General features: G+C 68.1%; 19 protein-coding genes. 13 read left to right on the top strand and 6 right to left on the bottom strand.

The genetic code is table 11. The features are described 5' to 3' along the window. Positions 1-33 precede the first annotated feature (33 nt). Genes ACH492_RS05685 through ACH492_RS05655 form a run of 7 tightly spaced genes read left to right on the top strand, consistent with a single transcriptional unit; the run spans position 34 to position 4912 of the window. Positions 34-1014: a pseudouridine-5'-phosphate glycosidase gene (locus ACH492_RS05685; protein WP_398983051.1), complete on the top strand. Its 981-nt coding sequence runs from the start codon at positions 34-36 to the stop codon at positions 1012-1014. Further along, positions 1011-1682 (top strand): HAD family hydrolase, encoded by a 672-nt coding sequence (locus ACH492_RS05680; RefSeq protein ID WP_398983049.1) that lies wholly within the window; start codon positions 1011-1013, stop codon positions 1680-1682. The genes ACH492_RS05685 and ACH492_RS05680 overlap by 4 nt, the downstream gene beginning before the upstream one ends. A 12-nt stretch (positions 1683-1694) precedes the next feature. Next, on the top strand, positions 1695-2168 hold the full coding sequence (locus ACH492_RS05675) for a DMT family transporter (protein WP_398983047.1): 474 nt from the start codon (positions 1695-1697) through the stop codon (positions 2166-2168). Beyond that, positions 2165-2614, top strand: coding sequence for a DMT family transporter (locus ACH492_RS05670; RefSeq protein ID WP_398983045.1), 450 nt, complete (start codon positions 2165-2167; stop codon positions 2612-2614). The genes ACH492_RS05675 and ACH492_RS05670 overlap by 4 nt, the downstream gene beginning before the upstream one ends. Then, positions 2611-3801 (top strand): questin oxidase family protein, encoded by a 1191-nt coding sequence (locus ACH492_RS05665; RefSeq protein WP_398983043.1) that lies wholly within the window; start codon positions 2611-2613, stop codon positions 3799-3801. Before ACH492_RS05670 ends, ACH492_RS05665 begins: the two co-directional genes overlap by 4 nt. 26 nt (positions 3802-3827) lie before the next feature. Further along, entirely contained in the window at positions 3828-4508 is a 681-nt protein-coding gene (gene upp, locus ACH492_RS05660; RefSeq protein ID WP_398983041.1) for a uracil phosphoribosyltransferase, read from the top strand. Beyond that, complete coding sequence (locus ACH492_RS05655; protein ID WP_398983039.1) at positions 4505-4912, top strand: NUDIX domain-containing protein; 408 nt, start codon at positions 4505-4507, stop codon at positions 4910-4912. Before upp ends, ACH492_RS05655 begins: the two co-directional genes overlap by 4 nt. 163 nt (positions 4913-5075) lie before the next feature. Here the strand turns inward: ACH492_RS05655 and ACH492_RS05650 are convergent, their stop codons facing one another. Further along, positions 5076-5696 (bottom strand): L-threonylcarbamoyladenylate synthase, encoded by a 621-nt coding sequence (locus ACH492_RS05650; RefSeq protein ID WP_398983037.1) that lies wholly within the window; start codon positions 5694-5696, stop codon positions 5076-5078. Between the two features lie 599 nt (positions 5697-6295). Between ACH492_RS05650 and ACH492_RS05645 the strand changes: the two genes are divergently transcribed. Beyond that, the gene (locus ACH492_RS05645) at positions 6296-7324 is read left to right on the top strand and encodes a terpene synthase family protein (protein WP_398983035.1); all 1029 of its coding nucleotides are present in this window, start codon (positions 6296-6298) and stop codon (positions 7322-7324) included. Between the two features lie 50 nt (positions 7325-7374). Here the strand turns inward: ACH492_RS05645 and ACH492_RS05640 are convergent, their stop codons facing one another. Then, positions 7375-10320, bottom strand: coding sequence for an ATP-binding protein (locus ACH492_RS05640; RefSeq protein WP_398983326.1), 2946 nt, complete (start codon positions 10318-10320; stop codon positions 7375-7377). Between the two features lie 349 nt (positions 10321-10669). On the opposite strand from ACH492_RS05640, the gene ACH492_RS05635 reads away from it, so the two are divergent. From ACH492_RS05635 to ACH492_RS05625, 3 genes are all read left to right on the top strand, one after another. After that, on the top strand, positions 10670-11116 hold the full coding sequence (locus ACH492_RS05635; protein ID WP_398983033.1) for a GNAT family N-acetyltransferase: 447 nt from the start codon (positions 10670-10672) through the stop codon (positions 11114-11116). A 172-nt stretch (positions 11117-11288) separates the two neighbouring features. Beyond that, positions 11289-12134, top strand: a complete 846-nt coding sequence (locus ACH492_RS05630) for a metallophosphoesterase family protein (protein ID WP_398983031.1) — start codon at positions 11289-11291, stop codon at positions 12132-12134. 372 nt (positions 12135-12506) lie between these two features. Beyond that, positions 12507-13013, top strand: coding sequence for a cupin domain-containing protein (locus ACH492_RS05625; RefSeq protein ID WP_398983029.1), 507 nt, complete (start codon positions 12507-12509; stop codon positions 13011-13013). Between the two features lie 151 nt (positions 13014-13164). Here the strand turns inward: ACH492_RS05625 and ACH492_RS05620 are convergent, their stop codons facing one another. Together ACH492_RS05620 and ACH492_RS05615 are read right to left on the bottom strand one after the other, a co-directional pair. Further along, on the bottom strand, positions 13165-13611 hold the full coding sequence (locus ACH492_RS05620; RefSeq protein WP_398983027.1) for a nitroreductase family deazaflavin-dependent oxidoreductase: 447 nt from the start codon (positions 13609-13611) through the stop codon (positions 13165-13167). 61 nt (positions 13612-13672) lie between these two features. Beyond that, entirely contained in the window at positions 13673-14239 is a 567-nt protein-coding gene (locus tag ACH492_RS05615) for a dihydrofolate reductase family protein (protein ID WP_398983025.1), read from the bottom strand. A 150-nt stretch (positions 14240-14389) separates the two neighbouring features. On the opposite strand from ACH492_RS05615, the gene ACH492_RS05610 reads away from it, so the two are divergent. Beyond that, a complete protein-coding gene (locus tag ACH492_RS05610) occupies positions 14390-14746 on the top strand; it encodes a DUF779 domain-containing protein (RefSeq protein ID WP_398983023.1) in 357 nt (118 codons plus the stop codon). A gap of 132 nt (positions 14747-14878) precedes the next feature. Next, positions 14879-15295: a hypothetical protein gene (locus tag ACH492_RS05605; RefSeq protein WP_398983021.1), complete on the top strand. Its 417-nt coding sequence runs from the start codon at positions 14879-14881 to the stop codon at positions 15293-15295. On the opposite strand, the gene ACH492_RS05600 is transcribed toward ACH492_RS05605, so the two are convergent. Continuing rightward, positions 15285-15479, bottom strand: coding sequence for a hypothetical protein (locus tag ACH492_RS05600; RefSeq protein ID WP_215089395.1), 195 nt, complete (start codon positions 15477-15479; stop codon positions 15285-15287). The genes ACH492_RS05605 and ACH492_RS05600 overlap by 11 nt on opposite strands. 129 nt (positions 15480-15608) lie before the next feature. Beyond that, positions 15609-16463, bottom strand: a complete 855-nt coding sequence (locus tag ACH492_RS05595; protein WP_398983019.1) for a phosphatidylinositol-specific phospholipase C/glycerophosphodiester phosphodiesterase family protein — start codon at positions 16461-16463, stop codon at positions 15609-15611. Positions 16464-16972: the final 509 nt, after the last annotated feature.

Genomic DNA, 16972 nt, shown 5'->3' with positions numbered 1-16972 from the left:
ACATCGAAGTACGACAACGAGGATCGGAGACGCATGACGACGCGCCGCCACCCCGGCGACATCCCCCTGGTGTTCAGCGAGGAGGTCTCGGAGGCACTCCACTCCGGTGCACCGGTCGTGGCACTGGAGTCCAATGTCATCACGCACGGCCTTCCCTACCCTGACAACGCTGCCACCGCCCGGAAGGTGGAGGCGGCCGTCCGCGCCGGTGGCGCGGTCCCGGCCACGATCGGCATCGAGAACGGCGGCATCCTCGTCGGGATGACGGATGCGGACATCGAACGCTTCGCATCGACACCCGGCATACCCAAGGTCAGCAGCAGGGACATGTCTGTCGTCCTGGCCCGGGGCGGCATGGGCGCCACCACCGTGGCCTCCTCCGTGGTCGCGGCGGAGCTGGCGGACATCCCGTTCTTCGCCTCCGCCGGTATCGGCGGAGTGCACCGTGGTGCGGAGACCACCATGGACATCTCCTCGGACCTGATCCAGTTCACCCGGTCCAAGGTGGCGGTGGTCTGCGCCGGTGCGAAGAGCATTCTGGACCTCGGCCTGACCATGGAGTTCCTGGAGACGCACTGTGTGCCGCTGGTCTCCTACCAGTTCGACGACTTCCCGGCCTTCTACTGCCGTACCAGCGGCATACGCAGCCCGCACCGGCTGGACGACGAGGCGGTGATCGCCAGGGCCATCGAAACCCACTGGGCGCTCGGCAACCGCAGTTCCTTCCTCGTCGCCACACCCATCAAGGAAGGGGACGCGATCGACAGCCGGGAGGTCGACGCCGCGATCGCCGACGCGATGATCGCCGCCGAACGCGACGGTGTCAGGGGCAATGGCCTCACCAAGTACCTGATGCGCGCCGTCGACAAGGTGACCGAGGGCCGCTCCGCCAAGGCGAACATGTCCGTCCTCATCAGCACGGCCGAACTGGCGGGCCGGCTCGCCCTGGCGCACGCCCGACTCCGCGCCGAGGGCCTGTCGGACGGTACGTCTGCGCCGGAAGGAGGGCGATGACCGCCGTAGCCGTCTTCGACCTCGACGGAACACTCATCGACACACCACGCGGGATCGTGGACACGTTCACGGCCGCCTTCGCCGCCATGGGACTCGACACCCCTGACCCGACGGAGGTCCGCGCGACGATCGGCCTCCCCCTGGAGCAGGCGTTCGGCAAGCTCATGGGCGTCACACCCGACGACGAGCGGGTGGCCGAAGGAATACGGCAGTACCAGAGGAAGTTCCGCGACATCGTGCTGCCCAGGGCGGTGGAACTGCTCTTCCCCGGCGTCGCGGACGGCCTCGCGGCTCTGCGCGACCAGGGGCTGCCCCTCGCCGTGGCAACGAGCAAGTTCTACGCCAGCGCAGATGCGCTGCTCACGGCGGCGGCGCTGCGGGACCTGTTCGAGGTCGTGGTCGGCGCCGACCAGGTCACCCACCCCAAGCCCCACCCGGAGTCGGGTCAGATGGTCCTGCGCGAGCTGGGGGTAGTGGCCGAGCGGGCGGTGATGGTCGGGGACACCACCCACGACCTGCTGATGGCGAAGGCCTGCGGTATGCGGTCGATCGCCGTGACGTACGGCGTGCACAGTGTGCACGAACTGCGGACGGCCGGCCCCACGTGGCTGGCGGACACCTTCGACGACGTACTGGCGCGCCTCACAGCCGCATCGGCGCAGAGCTGACGGGTGGTCACAGTGTTCGGACGTTCGACCGACTGGCTGCTGGGCATTGCGGGAGGTGTGCTTCTCGCGCTGATGATCCACTACAACAGCCTTCTGGCGAAGTACACGACGCCCACGTTCGCGTCGTGGGTGGCCCACGGCCTCGGCGCGGTGGTGGCTCTGCTGCTCGTGATGCTGGCGGCCTCTCGGCTGTTCCGCCGGACGCGTGCGAGTGAGGGGCCGGAGCGCGTGAAGGCGCCGCTCTGGTTCTATCTGGGCGGTATCCCGGGCGCGTTCACGGTGATACTGGCCGCGATCACGGTGAACGGAAGTCTGTCGCTGTCCGGCACGATCGCACTCATGCTCGTGGGTCAGATCGTCTTCGGACTCGTGTCGGACCACTTCGGGCTGTTCCGCACCCCGAAACGGCGCCTCGTGGCCATGGACGCCGTCGTGGCGCTCTGCGTTCTCACCGGCAGCGCTCTCATCATCTTCGGCGGAGCGTGACCGTGATCCTCTACGTAGTCCTCGCCTTTCTCAACGGCGCGGTCATCGGAAGCAGTCGCGCGATCAACGGGCGGCTCAGTGCGACGATCGGCCCTTTCCGTGCATCGCTGTGGAACCACGTCGTGGGTTTTCTCCTCCTCACCGTGATCCTCGCAGCCCTCGGCCAATGGGAGTTCGGCTCCTCCCCGCCCCTGGCTGCCTATCTGGGCGGTTTCTTCGGCGCTTTGTTCGTGGCCGTCAGCAGCTTTGTGTTCCCCCGGCTCGGCGCGATGAACGCCGCTCTTATGGTGATCAGCGGCCAGATGATCTCCGCCGTCCTGATCGACTGGCAGAGCAAGGGAATGACTCCCAACGGACTGCGGTGTCTAGGGGTGGTCATCGTACTGCTGGGCATCTACCTGTCCAGGTTGTCACAGTCACACCGCGAGAAGGAAAAGGTGCAGTGATCAATTCACCGGTGATCGAGCAACTGTTGGACGACCGGAGTTACCACATCGAGTTCAACGGGCATCTCAGCAATCACTCGAAGCACGCAGTGGTCGCACTGGCTCTGCTCGGGGCGTCTCCGGATCGAATCAAGGAGTATTACGACAACTATGCGAAGCTGACGACGTACGGATACGGCCTGGAACCGCCGAGGCCGTCCAAGTACGTCATTACGGAGGAGAACTGGAAGGAGTTCTTCGGCCAGCGCACCAGCTTCTCGTCCTACTGCGAGTTCTTCGACCGCAAGGAGCGGGAACTCGGCATGGACGAGGTGCTGCGGCGCTATGTGCCGACGCTGCTGCCGGGCTGGGTCGGTGCCTTCACGCACGCCACCATTCACCTGGGGTGGGCCCTGGAGGCAGGCAGCCGGTGGATGACCGTCGAGGGTCTCGCGTACATGGCGTTCTCGTACGTGTCCTGTTACCCGGAACGAGCGTCCTCCGCGGACGCCGGCGCGTCGGGCGTTGATTCCCTGCTGCGTATCGCCGACGCGTGGGACGCCGACCGCGAGCAGCTCCGCAGGTGGGCGCAGGAACTCGGCACCGTCCCCGAATCGGGCGTGCCGGAGGGCATTCACCCCGAACTCGCCCGGTCCGGACTGCAGTACCGCAACGCCAGGATGCTGGCGGAGGGCCATCCGCTGATCTACGACACGCCGTCCTGGATCGCCGACCAGGACGTCGCCACGAGCTGGGAGCAGCTGTACTACACGGCCACGCTGCTGTATCTCTCCCGCCCGGGAGATTTCGTGCTGCTGCATCTGATCACCTCCCTGCACGCGATGGAACAGATCGCCGCGCGCCTGCCCGAGGACATGCACCGGTACGTCATCACCTGTTACTGGACGGCAATGCTCGGCGTTGTCTTCGCCCTCGCCGACTTCCCGAAGCGGGCGAAGCTGGAGGCCCTGCACTCCGCGTTCGAGGACACGGTCGACGCGGGGGGCAACGAGACATGGCGCCCGGACTGGGAGCTGACCGTCGCCCGGTCCTTCGAGGAAGAGGAAGAGCACAATCCCAAGCTCGTCCATGTCATGCGCAGGATGTGGGAGCGAACGGGCGGTCGGTCCATCTACCGGACCGCGGCCGCCCAGTTCACGGCCACGCCTGCGCTGCCCCCGTCCTTCGAACAACCGCCGACCGAGTGACTTCGAACGTTGGAGACCTGAACACCATGCTGAGCACGAAATTACCGTCGATCGAGGAATACCTCGGCAGTAACGTCCATCTACTTCCACAGACCGATTACCTGCGGTCTCTGCACACCGTCATCCGTGACCGGAACGCACGCCGTGACGACTTCGTCCTCACGTCGGAAAGCATCATTCGGATGCTGATTGAAGCCGGCCTCAATCTCCTGCCATTGGAGAAGTGCGAGGTCACCACACCGGTCGGCGCGACCTACGAGGGCCTTCGTCTTCCCTCGCGCATCTGCGGGGTGTCCGTGGTCCGTGCCGGAGAGAGCATGGAGGGGCCGCTGCGTGCCGTCTGCCCATCCATTCGTATCGGCAAGATACTCATGCAGCGGGACAAGAAGACGAAACTCCCACACCTTTACTACACATCACTTCCCAGCGATATCGCCGAGAGTCAGGTGCTGCTCCTCGAGCCCATGCTGGCCACCGGCGGAACCGCGCTCGCCACGATTCAGCTCCTTCTCGACAAGGGCGTCGCGGAGGAGAACATCGTCTTCGTCAACCTGATCACCGTGCCGGAGGGCATCAGCGCGGTCTGCCGGCGCTATCCGAAGGTGCGGATCGTCACGTCCTCCATCGAGGAGCGGCTCAACGAGAACGCCTACATGGTTCCCGGCATCGGTGACTTCGGCGACCGGTTCTTCGGCACCGACATATGACCGAGGTGATCGAGAAGGTGGCGTGGGTCCGGCTGGAGAACGGCCGGATTCTCGTCGTCCGCTCCCGGGGAAAGGACGCCTATTACCTTCCCGGTGGCAAGCCGGAGCCCGGTGAGAGCGATCACGAGAGCCTGATCCGGGAGGTGCGGGAGGAACTGGGCGTCGAGCTGGTTCCCGGGAGCATCGCTCCGACGGTCACCGTCCGGGCCCCGGCCCATGGCGAGCCGACAGGAACCATCGTCCGTATCGCCTGCCACACCGCCGACTACCGGGGGGTGCCGGCACCGCACAGTGAGATCGCCGAGATCGCCTGGCTCACCCATGGCGACCGCCATCGGGTGAGCGAGGCGGCCAGAATCGTCCTGGACCGGCTCGCCGCGAACGGTCGGCTGAGCGGCGGCTGAGCGGACGTCCCGTCAATTCAGTGGTGGTGGCCGCCAGAAGGCGTACCCGACGGCCGGCTGATCAAACGTGCTGCCGTTCGGCGGACCGGGAGCGCGACCGTGTCGGCGTCACGGCGCGCGAATCGCTCGACGGCCCGGCCTCCGGGTGATGCCATCGACGCGGCTACTCGAACCGCGCGGTGTCGCCCGCACCTCGGCGTACGATCTCGACTTCCCCGCCGGAGAAGTCGATGACCGTGGTCGGCTCGGTGCCGCAGTCGCCCGAGTCGACCACGGCGTCCACCACGTGGTCGAGCCGTTCCTTGATCTCCCAGCCCTGTGTCATCGGCTCGTCCTCGTCGGGGAGGAGCAGGGTGCTTGAGAGCAGCGGCTCGCCGAGGTCGGCAACCAGAGCCTGAGCTACGGCATGGTCAGGAATCCGGACTCCGACCGTCTTCTTCTTCGGGTGCAGCAGCTGGCGCGGCACCTCCTTCGTCGCGGGGAGGATGAAGGTGTAACTGCCCGGCGTCGCTGCCTTGATCGCGCGGAACACGTCGTTGTCGACGTGTACGAACTGACCGAGCTGCGCGAAGTTCTGGCACACAAGGGTGAAGTGGTGACGATCGTCGAGGTTCCGGATCGACCGGATCCGGCTGATGCCGTCACGACTGCCCAGCTGGCATCCCAATGCGTAACAGGAGTCCGTCGGGTACGTGACGAGCGCGCCGGAACGGATACTGTCAGCCACACTGCTGATGGTGCGCCGCTGAGGATTCTCGGGGTGCACGTCGAAATACTTCGCCATTCGCCGAGTCTAGGTGATCAGGACATCCGCGCTCGGGTGCCAGGACGGCGCCGCCATGCCGACAGTGTCCCGAGGAGACGGACCTGCTCGGTCGGGGCCGGGCGCTCGCCGGCCGGTGACACGTGAGGGCCCCTGGGGCGGCACGACACGGCTGGGAGCCGGTCCACCTGGGCATCCACCCCGCGTCAAGAGGCGTGCCTGTGCGTCATCCGCTGTCGGACCGGGAAGCCATCTACCGAGTCCGAGTCCATGTGCGAAATCGGCCCGTCGGCGAGGTAGTTGAGGGAGCATCAGCAATGAGGACGATGACGGACGGCAATGGCCAGCCGGGGCGAATACGGCCCGATGGGATCGGCCGATGGAGGGTCCGGAGGGGCCGCCCCGCATCCGTCGGCGAAGTGGGCGGCGCCGTGCCGGGCAGGATATTCCGGCAGGCGGTCAAGTGGATCCCAGCCCCATGGGTGGCAGCCCTTACGCAGCAAGACCGTCACGACCACCCCGGACCGGAAAAGCAGACGTCTGTTCCGTTGACGCCCCAACACGCCGCCGGGAACACCCGAACGTCGGCTTCGGATGACGTCCCACCATCGACAGCGACGATGTATGAGTTTCACCTGCCGCACCTCCCAAGCCGACTTCCCGCGCGCTACCATCCCCAGTCCCCCGAGCTGCAGAAGAACTCCGGAAGCTGGTCCCGCGCGCATCTCCCGTTCGCCGGAGCCGAGGAGCGGCAGCGATTCCTCGAGTACGCCTGCCTCTTCCCGTGTCTGGTGTGGCCGCAAGCCACCTATGACAGGATGCGCGACCTCTGCGACCTGTCCGCGGTGATCTCCCGCATCGATGATGTTCTGCCCAACCCGCACGATGCCGGCCGAAGTGAAGCACACGCCGCGGAATTCGCCCGAGAGTTGGACGCCGTTCTGCAGGGCGAGCCAGTGCCATCCGCTGAGGGGCCCGGGTACGCGTCCGCTCTTTCGGACGTCTGGGGCCGTATCACGGCCAAGGCGGCTCCCGGCGTGCGGCAGCGTCTGTTCGCGTCGCTGCAAATCCTCTTTCGCAGCTTCGTGGCAGAGGTGGCCTCACGGCACGGGGGCGGGTTCACGGACCTCCCCAGCTATTTGGAGCTGCGTGCCCACAGTGTGGGTGCCGACCTGTGCAGCGCGATGGCCGAGTACGGAGTGGGCGTCGACCTGCCCGAGGCCCTCTTCGCCGAGCCGGAACTCCGGGATCTTCAGCGGGAGGTGGCAGAACACCTCACCTTCGTCAATGACTTGTTCACCTTCGCCTACGAACAGCACCGGGGCGAGGCCATGAACGCCGTCCTCATCCTGTGCGACAGAGGCGGCGTGGCTCTGCAGGAGGCCGTTGACCGGATATGCCGGAGGATCGAGGAGGCAGAGCGCCGATTCCTAGTGCTGCGGGACCACCTGCTCGCCGGCACCGCTCGCACTGCGGAGGTTCACACGTACCTGGATGCCCTGGAAAACATGCTCGCCGGCAACTGGCACTGGTCGTGCACCAGTCCTCGCTACCACGGATCCGCCTTCGTCTGGAACCCGCTGACCACGGGAACCGTCACCCTGCGCCCTGGTGGACCGACGTCGTTCACCGCTTCCCCGGGCACGTAACCCGCCAGGGGTGACGTCAGTTCTTGGGGAGGCGGACACCACCCCTCCCCTCACTTGCCCGCCCCCGGCCCGAAGGCCTCCGGGCCGGCCGGATCCGCGCGGGAGGGAACAAGGCTCAGCGATCTGGGTGCCGGCAGCCTAAGAGCCCGCCGCAGGCCGGCTCTGTCCGTCCCGACCTTTCTGTACACGGAGGACAACAACCGGGCCACCTCCGTATCGTCCATCCGCAGTTCCTCCGCGATCAGTTCATTGGAACTGCCCAGCGCGGCCCGTTCGGCTGCCTCCCGCTCCTCCTGGTTCAGTGCCTCCGCCGTCGTGTCTCCGCGCAGTTGTCGCGGTCGCAGCCCGAGGCCGGCAAGCTCGCGACTGGCCGTCGTAACCAGCGCTTCGGCTCCGCACTGCGCCGCCAGGTCCATCGCCAGATGCAGCTGCTCCGCGCATTCCTCGATCCGCCCGGCATGCCGCAGAGCTGCGCCCTGATCCGCCAGTGCCCGTGCGTACTCATAGGCTGCCGGCGACTGCTCGAGGCAGGATACGGCCCGTTCCAGCAGGCGCAGGCCTTGCGGACCTTCGGTGAGGCTTGCCGCGACGCGCAGGGCCATCCCCACCTGTGAGGCGATGCCCGCACGCTCGGCGCGGTCAACCTCCTGCAGGGCCAGAGCCCGTGCTTTTTCGAGGTCTTCCTCGGCCTCGGCCAGCGCCAGATGGCCGAGCCAGGGGCTCAAAGCCGGGTTGATCATCTCTCGTGCTGTGAGCCTCTGCCCCGCTGCCGCGAGGTCCAGCGCCGCTTCCCTGGTGCGGCCCTGGGCGAGGTGCAGCTCCCCGCGCACCGCCTGCGGTGGCGGCAACATCATCGCCCTCGGGAAGTCATCTCCGAAGGCATGGCTCCGGGCCAGCTCCTGTGCGGCGCCGATCTCGCCTTTGGCCAGCAGCACTTCGATGAGGATGGCCACGGCGTTGCACCGCGCGCTCACGCCCTCGCCCACCCGTTCGGCGACGTGCAGCCCCTTCCTGGCGAAGTCCTCCGCCTCGGCGAGCCGGCCCCGTCGGTAGCGGACGTAGCCCAGCAGTGCGTAGCCGTAGGACAAGTGCGCGCCGCGCCACCCTGCGGCCTCGAACTCCGCGATACCCGCGGCGAACAGCTCCTCCGTGCGGTGTGGCCGGTCACAGTACATAAACGTCAGTGCCACCAGGACCGGCACCTCGAAGCCCCAGTCCGGGTCGGTCCAGCTCATCCCGTCACGCAGGGCTCGCTCGGCATAGTCCACAACGGTGTCCGCCCGCTCACCGCGCACCATGGCGTCCCACGCCCGCAGGCCCAGAATATAGCGCTCCGTAAGATCTCGGCCGGTCAGTCGATCAGCAAGGCGGGCCAGGCGACGAGAGCGCGCGGCAGAGTCCGGCTCGTCGACACGGAAGGCGGACCAGATGAAATGCCAGGCCTGCATCCGCAGCCGGGCCCGAGAGTCGACCGCCTCGTGCGCCTCCTTGGCAACCGTCTCGGCCGCCTCCGCGAGCCGGTCGGTGTGTGCCAGAACCTGGGCCAAGCGCAGGGTGATCCCCTCGCGCAGGGCAGGTGGCACCTGCGGCTCCTCCAACGCCGACTGCAAATGATTGACCGTGGCTACGGGCGAGTGCAGCAGCGATGAGCAACCCAGCTCGTAGAGCACGGCAGCGCGCACATCGGCCGGGGGAGGCTCCTGCAAAGCCCTTGCCAGGCAGCGGCGGGCTGCATCCGGCGCGCCGGCCCGCAGATAGGCCCGTGCGGCGTCACGCAAGTGTTTCACCACCGCCGGATCCCGCTCCGGCTGCGTCTCCAGCAGGTGACGGGCCGCCGCGACCGGGCCTTGACCGGCGTCGAGGAGCGCCCAGGCGGCCTGGCCGTGCATGGCCACCCGCACCGCTCCCGGGATCGCCCGGTAGACCGCGGTGGCGATCAGCGGGTGGACGAACTCCAGGGTGTCGCTGCCGGTGAGAATGCGGCCGGCCCGCAGCCGGTCGGCGGCGTCGGCCACTTCCGCCGGGCCCAGGCTCGCGATGTTCGCGGCCAGTTGGGGTGGGGCCTCGGTGCCCAGCAAGGCCACCGCCCAGGCCAGCCGCACAGCCGTCGGGCCCATCCGCCGCAGGCGGGCGACCAGACCGCTGCCTTTGACAGCAGCGGCCAGATCGTGCAGCAAAGGGCTGCTTTCCTCGGTCGGCAGGATGCCGCGCTCCAGTACCTTGGCGGTCAGCTCCACCGCCTCGTACGGGTTGCCACCGGTGACGACCCAGCACTCGCGGCAGAACCCGTACTCGGCATCCTCACCGAGTTCCCGGCGCAACAGTTCGGCGACCGCTTCCTGGGTGAGGGCGGCCAGGCCGAGCGGCCGCACACCGTTCCTCCCGGCCATCCGGCGGAGTCCTTCGGCCTCTTCGGAAAGCTGGTCGGGCCGGTAGGCCAGCACCATCAGCAGCGGCAGGTCCTCAACCTTGGAAACGAAAGAGGCCAGCCAGGCCAGCGACTCGCCGTCGGCCCAGTGCGCGTCGTCCACGATCAGCACGAGCGGCGCGTCGCGCATCGCCAGACGGGTCACCACCCAGTCGAGGCCGTCCCGCACTCCCTGCGGGTCGGGCAGCGCGGCTTTCTCGCCGTCCTTCCCGTGCGCCGCATCATCCGGAGCCGCGAACAGCCCCAGTGCCGGGCCGACGATCTCGTACCACGCGCCCAGGAGTTCACGGCGTTCCACTTCGGACAGCGCGGCCAACGCAGGCTGGAGCAGGCGGCGGACCACGTGGAAGGCGAGACCCTCCTCCTGTTCGCCGCCCCTGGCGAACAGGGCCCCGCAGCCGCGCTCCAGGGCCATCCGCCGTACTTCCGAGAGCATGCTGGTCTTGCCGAGCCCGGCCGCCCCGGTGAACACCACCAGCCTGCCGCCCTTGCTTCTCGCGGCCTTCTGGCCGCAAAGGCCGGCCAAGGCGTCGCTGACGGCATGCAGTTCGCTCTCACGTTCCAGCAGGAGCCCAGATTCAGGCCCCCGACCCCGGCGCCGTCCAACCGCGCCGCCGCCCCGCTGGGCTGCCCTGTCTCGTTCCTTCACGCACGCCCCTCCGCACACTCCCTCGGCACCGAATCAGGGCCCGGAAGCCGGCCCGTCACCAGCGAAGCACTACCCACTGGGCGACGGTACTGGTATGACGTCCCATCAGGTGCAAGATCGACGGTCTTGTCATCCGAAGGGTGGGATTGCAGGCACACGTCCTGTGGCAGGCGGCTTGCCGGCGTGATCGAGGAAGGGCAGTTTTCTTACGCGTTGGGAGGTTGGGCGAATTTCCTCTGCCGAACATCATCCGTGGTCACTGTTTCAGGTGAACGAGCCGGAACTGCTTTTTTACGCAAGGGCCTTGAGGCGACTCGTGATCGCCGAGGCAACGCTCATCGGGCGCAGCCTCCCGCTTCTGGGCCGGGTCGCTTTGAAGTCGCTGGTCCTGGCGGACGGTAAGGCTGAACTCGCCTACTGGATGGTGCCGTCAGCACGCGGCGCTGGACTGTGCCCCAGCGCCGTCATGGTGCTGACGCGCTGGGCCCTGGGGCAGGGCAGGTTCCACCGGATCGAACTTGAGCACTCGACCGCCAATCGGGCGTCTTGCCGCGTCGCGGTCAAGGCTGGGTTCGAGAAGGAGGGCGTCCGTCGCGGGGCGTGGCTGCATGCGGACGGCTGGCATGACGTGCACCTTCACGCCCGTATCCGCGGCGATGAGCGGTCCGGCGCATGTTCCGCTGCCCGGACCGCCTGTGTACCGGGCCAGAACTGAACACCGCCCCGCCGCCGTCAGCGCGCGGCTTCGAGAAGTGCAACGCGGCGAAGAACTGCCCCTGGGACGTTGGGGGTTATGCCGTCCCGCCCACGCGTGCGATTCTGGCGGGCGGTCCGGCCTCGACCGGTCACCATCACGTTTCGCACTGAGCCGAGAGGAAGAAAAGCAGGTGGGACGCACGCCCGGAAGCCTCTTGGGTATCAGTGACCTCCATATCTCCTACCCGGAAAACCGCAAGATCGTCGCCGATCTGCGCCCCGAGTCGGAGGACGACTGGCTCCTTGTCGCGGGAGACATCGGCGAGATGTCGGAGGACATCACCTGGGCACTGCGCACCCTCGCCTCGAACTTCGCCAAGGTCGTCTGGGCACCCGGCAACCACGAACTGTGGACCCCGCACGAGGACCCGCTCCAGCTCCGCGGCGTCACACGCTACGAGTATCTGGTCGAGCTCTGCCGAAGCCTGGGCGTCGTCACCCCCGAGGACACGTACCCGGTCTGGCGCGGCCCCCAGGGTCCGGTGACCGTGGCCCCGCTCTTCCTGCTGTACGACTACACGTTCCGCACCAGCCCCGGACTGAGCAGGGAGGAAGCGCTCGCGGCGGCGTACGAGCAGGGCGTGGTGTGCACAGACGAGTTCCTGCTGCATCCCGATCCGTACGAGAGCCGGGAGGCATGGTGCCAGGCCAGAGTGAAGGACACCGAGGTACGGCTGGCCGCCCTGGACCCGGCGATACCCGTCGTGCTGGTCAACCACCACCCGTTGGTCCGTGAGCCGACGCGCGTGCTGCACCACCCCGAATTCGCCCTGTGGTGCGGTACGGAGCGGACCGCCGACTGGCACCGCCGCTTCAATGTCGCGGCGATGGTCTACGGCCACCTGCACATCCCCCGGTCGACGGTGTACGACGGGGTCCGCTTCGAGGAGGTCTCGGTCGGCTACCCGCGTGAGTGGCGCCGTCCCGGCCACCCACGCACGGTGCCGCCCCGCCGAATCCTTCCGGTCTCGTCCTGAGGCGGATACTGCCGGACGGTGTCGTCGCCGCCGAGTCGACAGGAAGAACGGCAACCGGGCACCACGAGACGGTGAATGCCGAGAGCGCGTGGGCGCGGGTGCCGAAGTCACCCGAGCCGGCCGGGGCGAACCCTGAGCTGATCGCGTGGGCGGGCGGACGCCGACGCGGACATCCTGTGCTGGGCCGCCTCGGGTGACGAGCCGGAATCCGTGACACAACGAGGCCCCTGGCCACTGCTCCCTGGTTCCCCCGTCATGGGCTCGGCTGCGCCGTACTCCTTACAGGCTCGCGCCACAGGCGCACGCTGGGCACCCCCCACATACCAGGCATAGGCTGGCAGAAAATGATGAATACGACATCTGGAGGCCGTCATGGGGGCTCTCCGCTTCGTAATCGAACCGGCCGAGGGCAAGTCGATCTGGCTCGCGGGCATAGGGGTCGACTTCAAGATCTGGGGGGAAGAGACCGGCAACCAGTTCTCGGTCGTCGAGCACCCGATCGAGCCGGGTCGTCTCGTACCGCCGCACGTGCACAGTCGCGAGGACGAGTTCTCGTACGTCCTGCAGGGCAACGTCGGTGCGCGGGTGGGTGACCAGGAGGCCACGGCAGGCCCTGGCTCGTACATCCTCAAGCCGCGAGGGATCCTGCACACCTTCTGGAACGCCGGACCGGAACCGGCGAGGATTCTGGAGATCCTCTCCCCCGCCGGCTTCGAGCGGTTCTTCGAAGAGATGGGTACGGTCGCGGAAACGGCGGCCGATCCTGCCGAGTTCGTCCAGCGGCGCGCCGAACTGGGCGAGAAGTACGGTCTCGGGTTCTCGGACGAGTGGGTCGCCGAACTGACCGAAAGGTACCGGCTCAAGCTCGTCGGCGAGTAGTTGCCCAGACCCGGCACGGTGACACAGCACAGCACGGCTGGCGATGAGCCGAGGCCGCGCGCCGCGAGCGGAGCGAGCCGCCGGCCCAGAAGGCGCCCGCAGGCCTTGGACCGCCTGCCTGCCGGTCCTAGGCCGCCCTCCGTCGTCCGGCTCAGTGCTCCTCGGCCGTCGGCTCCACCACGAAGACCGGGATCTCGCGGTCCGTCTTCTTCTGGTAGTCCGCGTAGTCGGGGTAGGCCGCGACCGCGCGCTCCCACCACAGGGTCTTCTCGTCCCCCGTCACCTCACGGGCCTCCATGTCCTTGCGGACCGGGCCGTCCTGCAGTTCCACCCGTGGGTCGGCGACGACGTTGTGGTACCAGACCGGGTGCTTGGGCGCACCGCCCAGCGAGGCGACCACCGCGTACGTGCCCTCGTGTTCCACGCGCATCAGTGGGGACTTGCGGATCTTGCCGCTCTTTGCGCCGCGGGTGGTCAGGACGACGACGGGCATGCCCCGCATCGTCGTGCCCTTGGTGCCGCCGGAGCTCTCGTACATCTCTACCTGGTCACGTACCCACTTCTCCGGGCTCGGCTCGTACTCACCCTCAAGCGGCATGCCATCCCATCCCATCGTCGAAGACTTCCCGTGGCAGGCTCAACGCCCTGGAGTCAGGCAATCATCCCTGGGGGCGTTCGTAGCGGAGCAGCACCGTCCGCGAGTCGAACGAACGCGAATCGACGAGCTGAAGGGTCAGTCGCTCCTTCGGCTTGCGGAACAGCGGCCTGCCGCCGCCGAGGACCACCGAGTGTACGACGATGTGGTACTCGTCGATCAGGCCGAGCTCCGTGAGAGCGCCCGCCAGGGTCGAACCGCCCGTGAGAAGCAGGTCCTTGCCCGGGCTCTGCTTCAGGGCGGTGACCTCTTCGGCGAGGTTGCCGTCGATCACGCGCACGTTCCCCTCGGGCTGTTGCAGCGTCCTGGAGAAGACGATTTTCGGGGTGCGCCGCCAGACAGGGGCGAAGGCGAGGTCGTGCGGGTCGTTCGACATCGATTCCGCGTTGGGCCAGAAGCCGGACATCATCTCCCAGACCACGCGGCCGTAGAGAAAGGTGTCTACGCGCGCGTTGAGGGCGTCGCCGTAGGCGGCGAGGCCGGGTCCGAGGACGGGCCAGTCGAAGGCTCCGCCGGGGCCGTCGATGTGTCCGTCGAGCGAGGTGTGGACCCAGTAGATGATCTTCCGCATGGCGCTGTTCCTCCAGGTGCGTGGCGCGCCCCCACGGGCGCTCTCACAGGTATGTCGAACGGGATCACGCGCATTCGACATCCCCGGGGAGAAATCCTCCGCGAACGGGCCGCAACGGCATTGCAACCTCGCCGGTGCTCTGCTGGACGGATGACACAGTCCCCGCGCGTGAAGCTGACCCCCGCAGCCGCCGGTCTGTTGCGGCGGCTGCGGACGGCCCACGGTCCGCTGATGTTCCACCAGTCGGGCGGCTGCTGCGACGGCAGCGCACCCATGTGCTACCCGGACGGGGAATTCCGTACGGGCGAGTCCGACGTCCTCCTGGAGATCCTCCGGGTGGAGGGCGTCGAGGAGCCGGTCTCGTTCTGGATCTCCAGAAGTCAGTACGAGGTGTGGAGTCACACCCGGCTCGTCGTAGATGTCGTCGAGGGCCGGGGCAGCGGCTTCTCGCTCGAGGCACCGGAGGGGGTGCGGTTCCTGATCCGGTCGCATGTGGTGGAGGGCTGAGCCTCGGCCGCGACCCAAGTCCCGGACCCGGTCCCGTACCGCCACGATGACGTTGAAGACCTCGGCATGGGCGCCGCGCTGGCCGATGGTGAAGGCGACGGCGGCCGCGCGCCGGCTGACATGCTGGGAGACGTGAACGCCCCCACTCGCGGCGCATGGCTGCGCGCCGGAATCAGCCGCAACAACGGACCGCTGCAGGAGAACGAGCACGTGGTCTGGCTCCAGGTCGACGCCTATTACGCGGACAACCGCGGCTTCGCCGGGGTCACCACGTACGACGGCGAACGGGTCCACTTCCACCATGACGTCGGGGAGCCGGGCGAGGATGCGGGAACGCTGGAGCGGTCGGACGACCGGATGATCGAGACGGGTGTGAACCCCGACGGCAGTACGCTCCTCGAGGTGTGGACGCCGATGCCGGACGGTGAAGGCGCCTGCGGCTCCTGGCGGGTGGGGCCGGCGCAGATCGTCCGCGTCGGCAGGCACGTGGTGCACGTGGACGACGTCGGCGGCAGCTACTTCGAGCTGCCGGAGGACGTCACGGCCTGAGGCTGCCGACCACGTTGGCGGTGGCCGCGATGCCGTCCTGGATGGTCGGCGCCATGCTCGTGCCCGCGAGGAAGAAACCGAGCAGGGCGCAGACAATCGCGTGGGAGAGCTTCAGTCCGCCGTTGCGCAGAAAGATCACTGCGAGCACCAGCAGAAGCAGCACCATCGAGATCGAAATGGCCATCGCCAACCTCCTCCGCCGCGCGGAATTGCGGCATTCGGCGGTCAGTCTGGCGCAGCGGAGGGCCCGTACGGCCGACTGGCGTGTCCGCGTACGGGTGATGTGTGGCGGGGATTGGACGCGGGCTCCCGACTACCGGCCGCGGGCGCGGAGGAAGCGCTCCAGGCCGACCAGGTCGTCCGTGTTGATGTGGTCGACGCGGGCGGCGAGCAGCTCGGTCCACAGAGCGTCGCGCTCCCGCCCGGCGACGTCGGGGGTGGCCCAGAAGCGGACGCGCTGGCCGCGGTCGTGGGCGGCGGCGGCGATCGCGTGCAGCTTCTCCCGCTCGGCGGCGGGAAATTGGCCGACACCGAGCCAGCTGAAGCTCTGCGTCCAGTTGCTGGAGATCAGCGGGATGAAGGAGGCGGGGGCGGCGCTGCCGAGGTCGTCGAGCCGGCCGTCGTAGAAGGCGTACCGGACACGCTGGGCCTCCATGGGAACGCGGGCCGCGCGGTCGCCGGAGATGACGGGGGTGACGGCGCCGAGGCGGACGTGGCCGTGGGAGTAGCTGCTCAGCATCCGCCGGTAGTGCCGCAGCTGACGGTCGAGTTCGAGATAGGCGGCGACGCCGTCCGTCTTGATGTCGATCAGCAGCTGGAAGCGTCGGTGGTAACCGCGGTACACGGAGCCGTGGTTGGCCTTCACGCGCGCGAGCAGCGGGTCGAGGTAGAGCGAGCGCAGCGTGCGGGCCGGGTCGAGGTCCGCGGGCTCGTGGGCGACGAGCAGGTCCCCGTCGACCAGGAAGATGTCGGCCTCGACGCTGGTGAAGCCGTGCGACAGGGCGTCGTGGAGGGGCTGTTGGTGGAGATAGTCGTTGTGGGCGTGGGCTCGGCGGAGGGGGCCGTGTCCCCTGCTCTCGGCCGCGTGGGCGTACGCGGGTGCGGCGACGGTTCCCGCCAGGGCGGTGGCGAGGATGGTGACGGCTCTGCGACGGGTGGGGAGCGGCATCGTGACTCCGGGCGGGACGGGTGGGACGGGACACCGTGGAGTATGCGTGCCGGGGCGGCCAAGGGGCGGAGTCTGGGGAAGAGTTCGGCCATCTGTCACCGGGGCGTCAGCCTGGCGAGGAGTTCGTCGGTGAGGCCGACGGCCTGCGCCAACTCGCTTGCGTCTAGGGCTGTTTCGGCTTCGCCGACCCTCGAGCGCAGCGGCTCTGCGATCAGCTCGCGCAGCGGCGGTCGTGGGTCGGCGGCGAGCCTCGGCCGCTGGAAGACGACGCCGATGGCTGTGCGCTGAGACCGGGCACGGTGCCGCCGGCTGTGGGCCGGGGCGCAGTCGATGGCGACGTGGCCGGCATCCGGCCGGTGGATCTCAGGCTCGTAAGGGCTCTCGGGCTCGTACGCGACGCGACGCGACGCGACGCGACGCGACGACAGCCGAGTCCCTCGCGCCCCTACTGCCGACCGTGCCGCTGCCCGGGTTCGAGCAGGCCGCCGCGCCGGTGGTCAGCGCGGCGG

It is taken from the genome of Streptomyces sp. NPDC019443, from assembly GCF_044389785.1.
Classification (GTDB): Bacteria; Actinomycetota; Actinomycetes; order Streptomycetales; family Streptomycetaceae; genus Streptomyces.
This window is presented reverse-complemented; position numbering and strand designations above follow the sequence as displayed.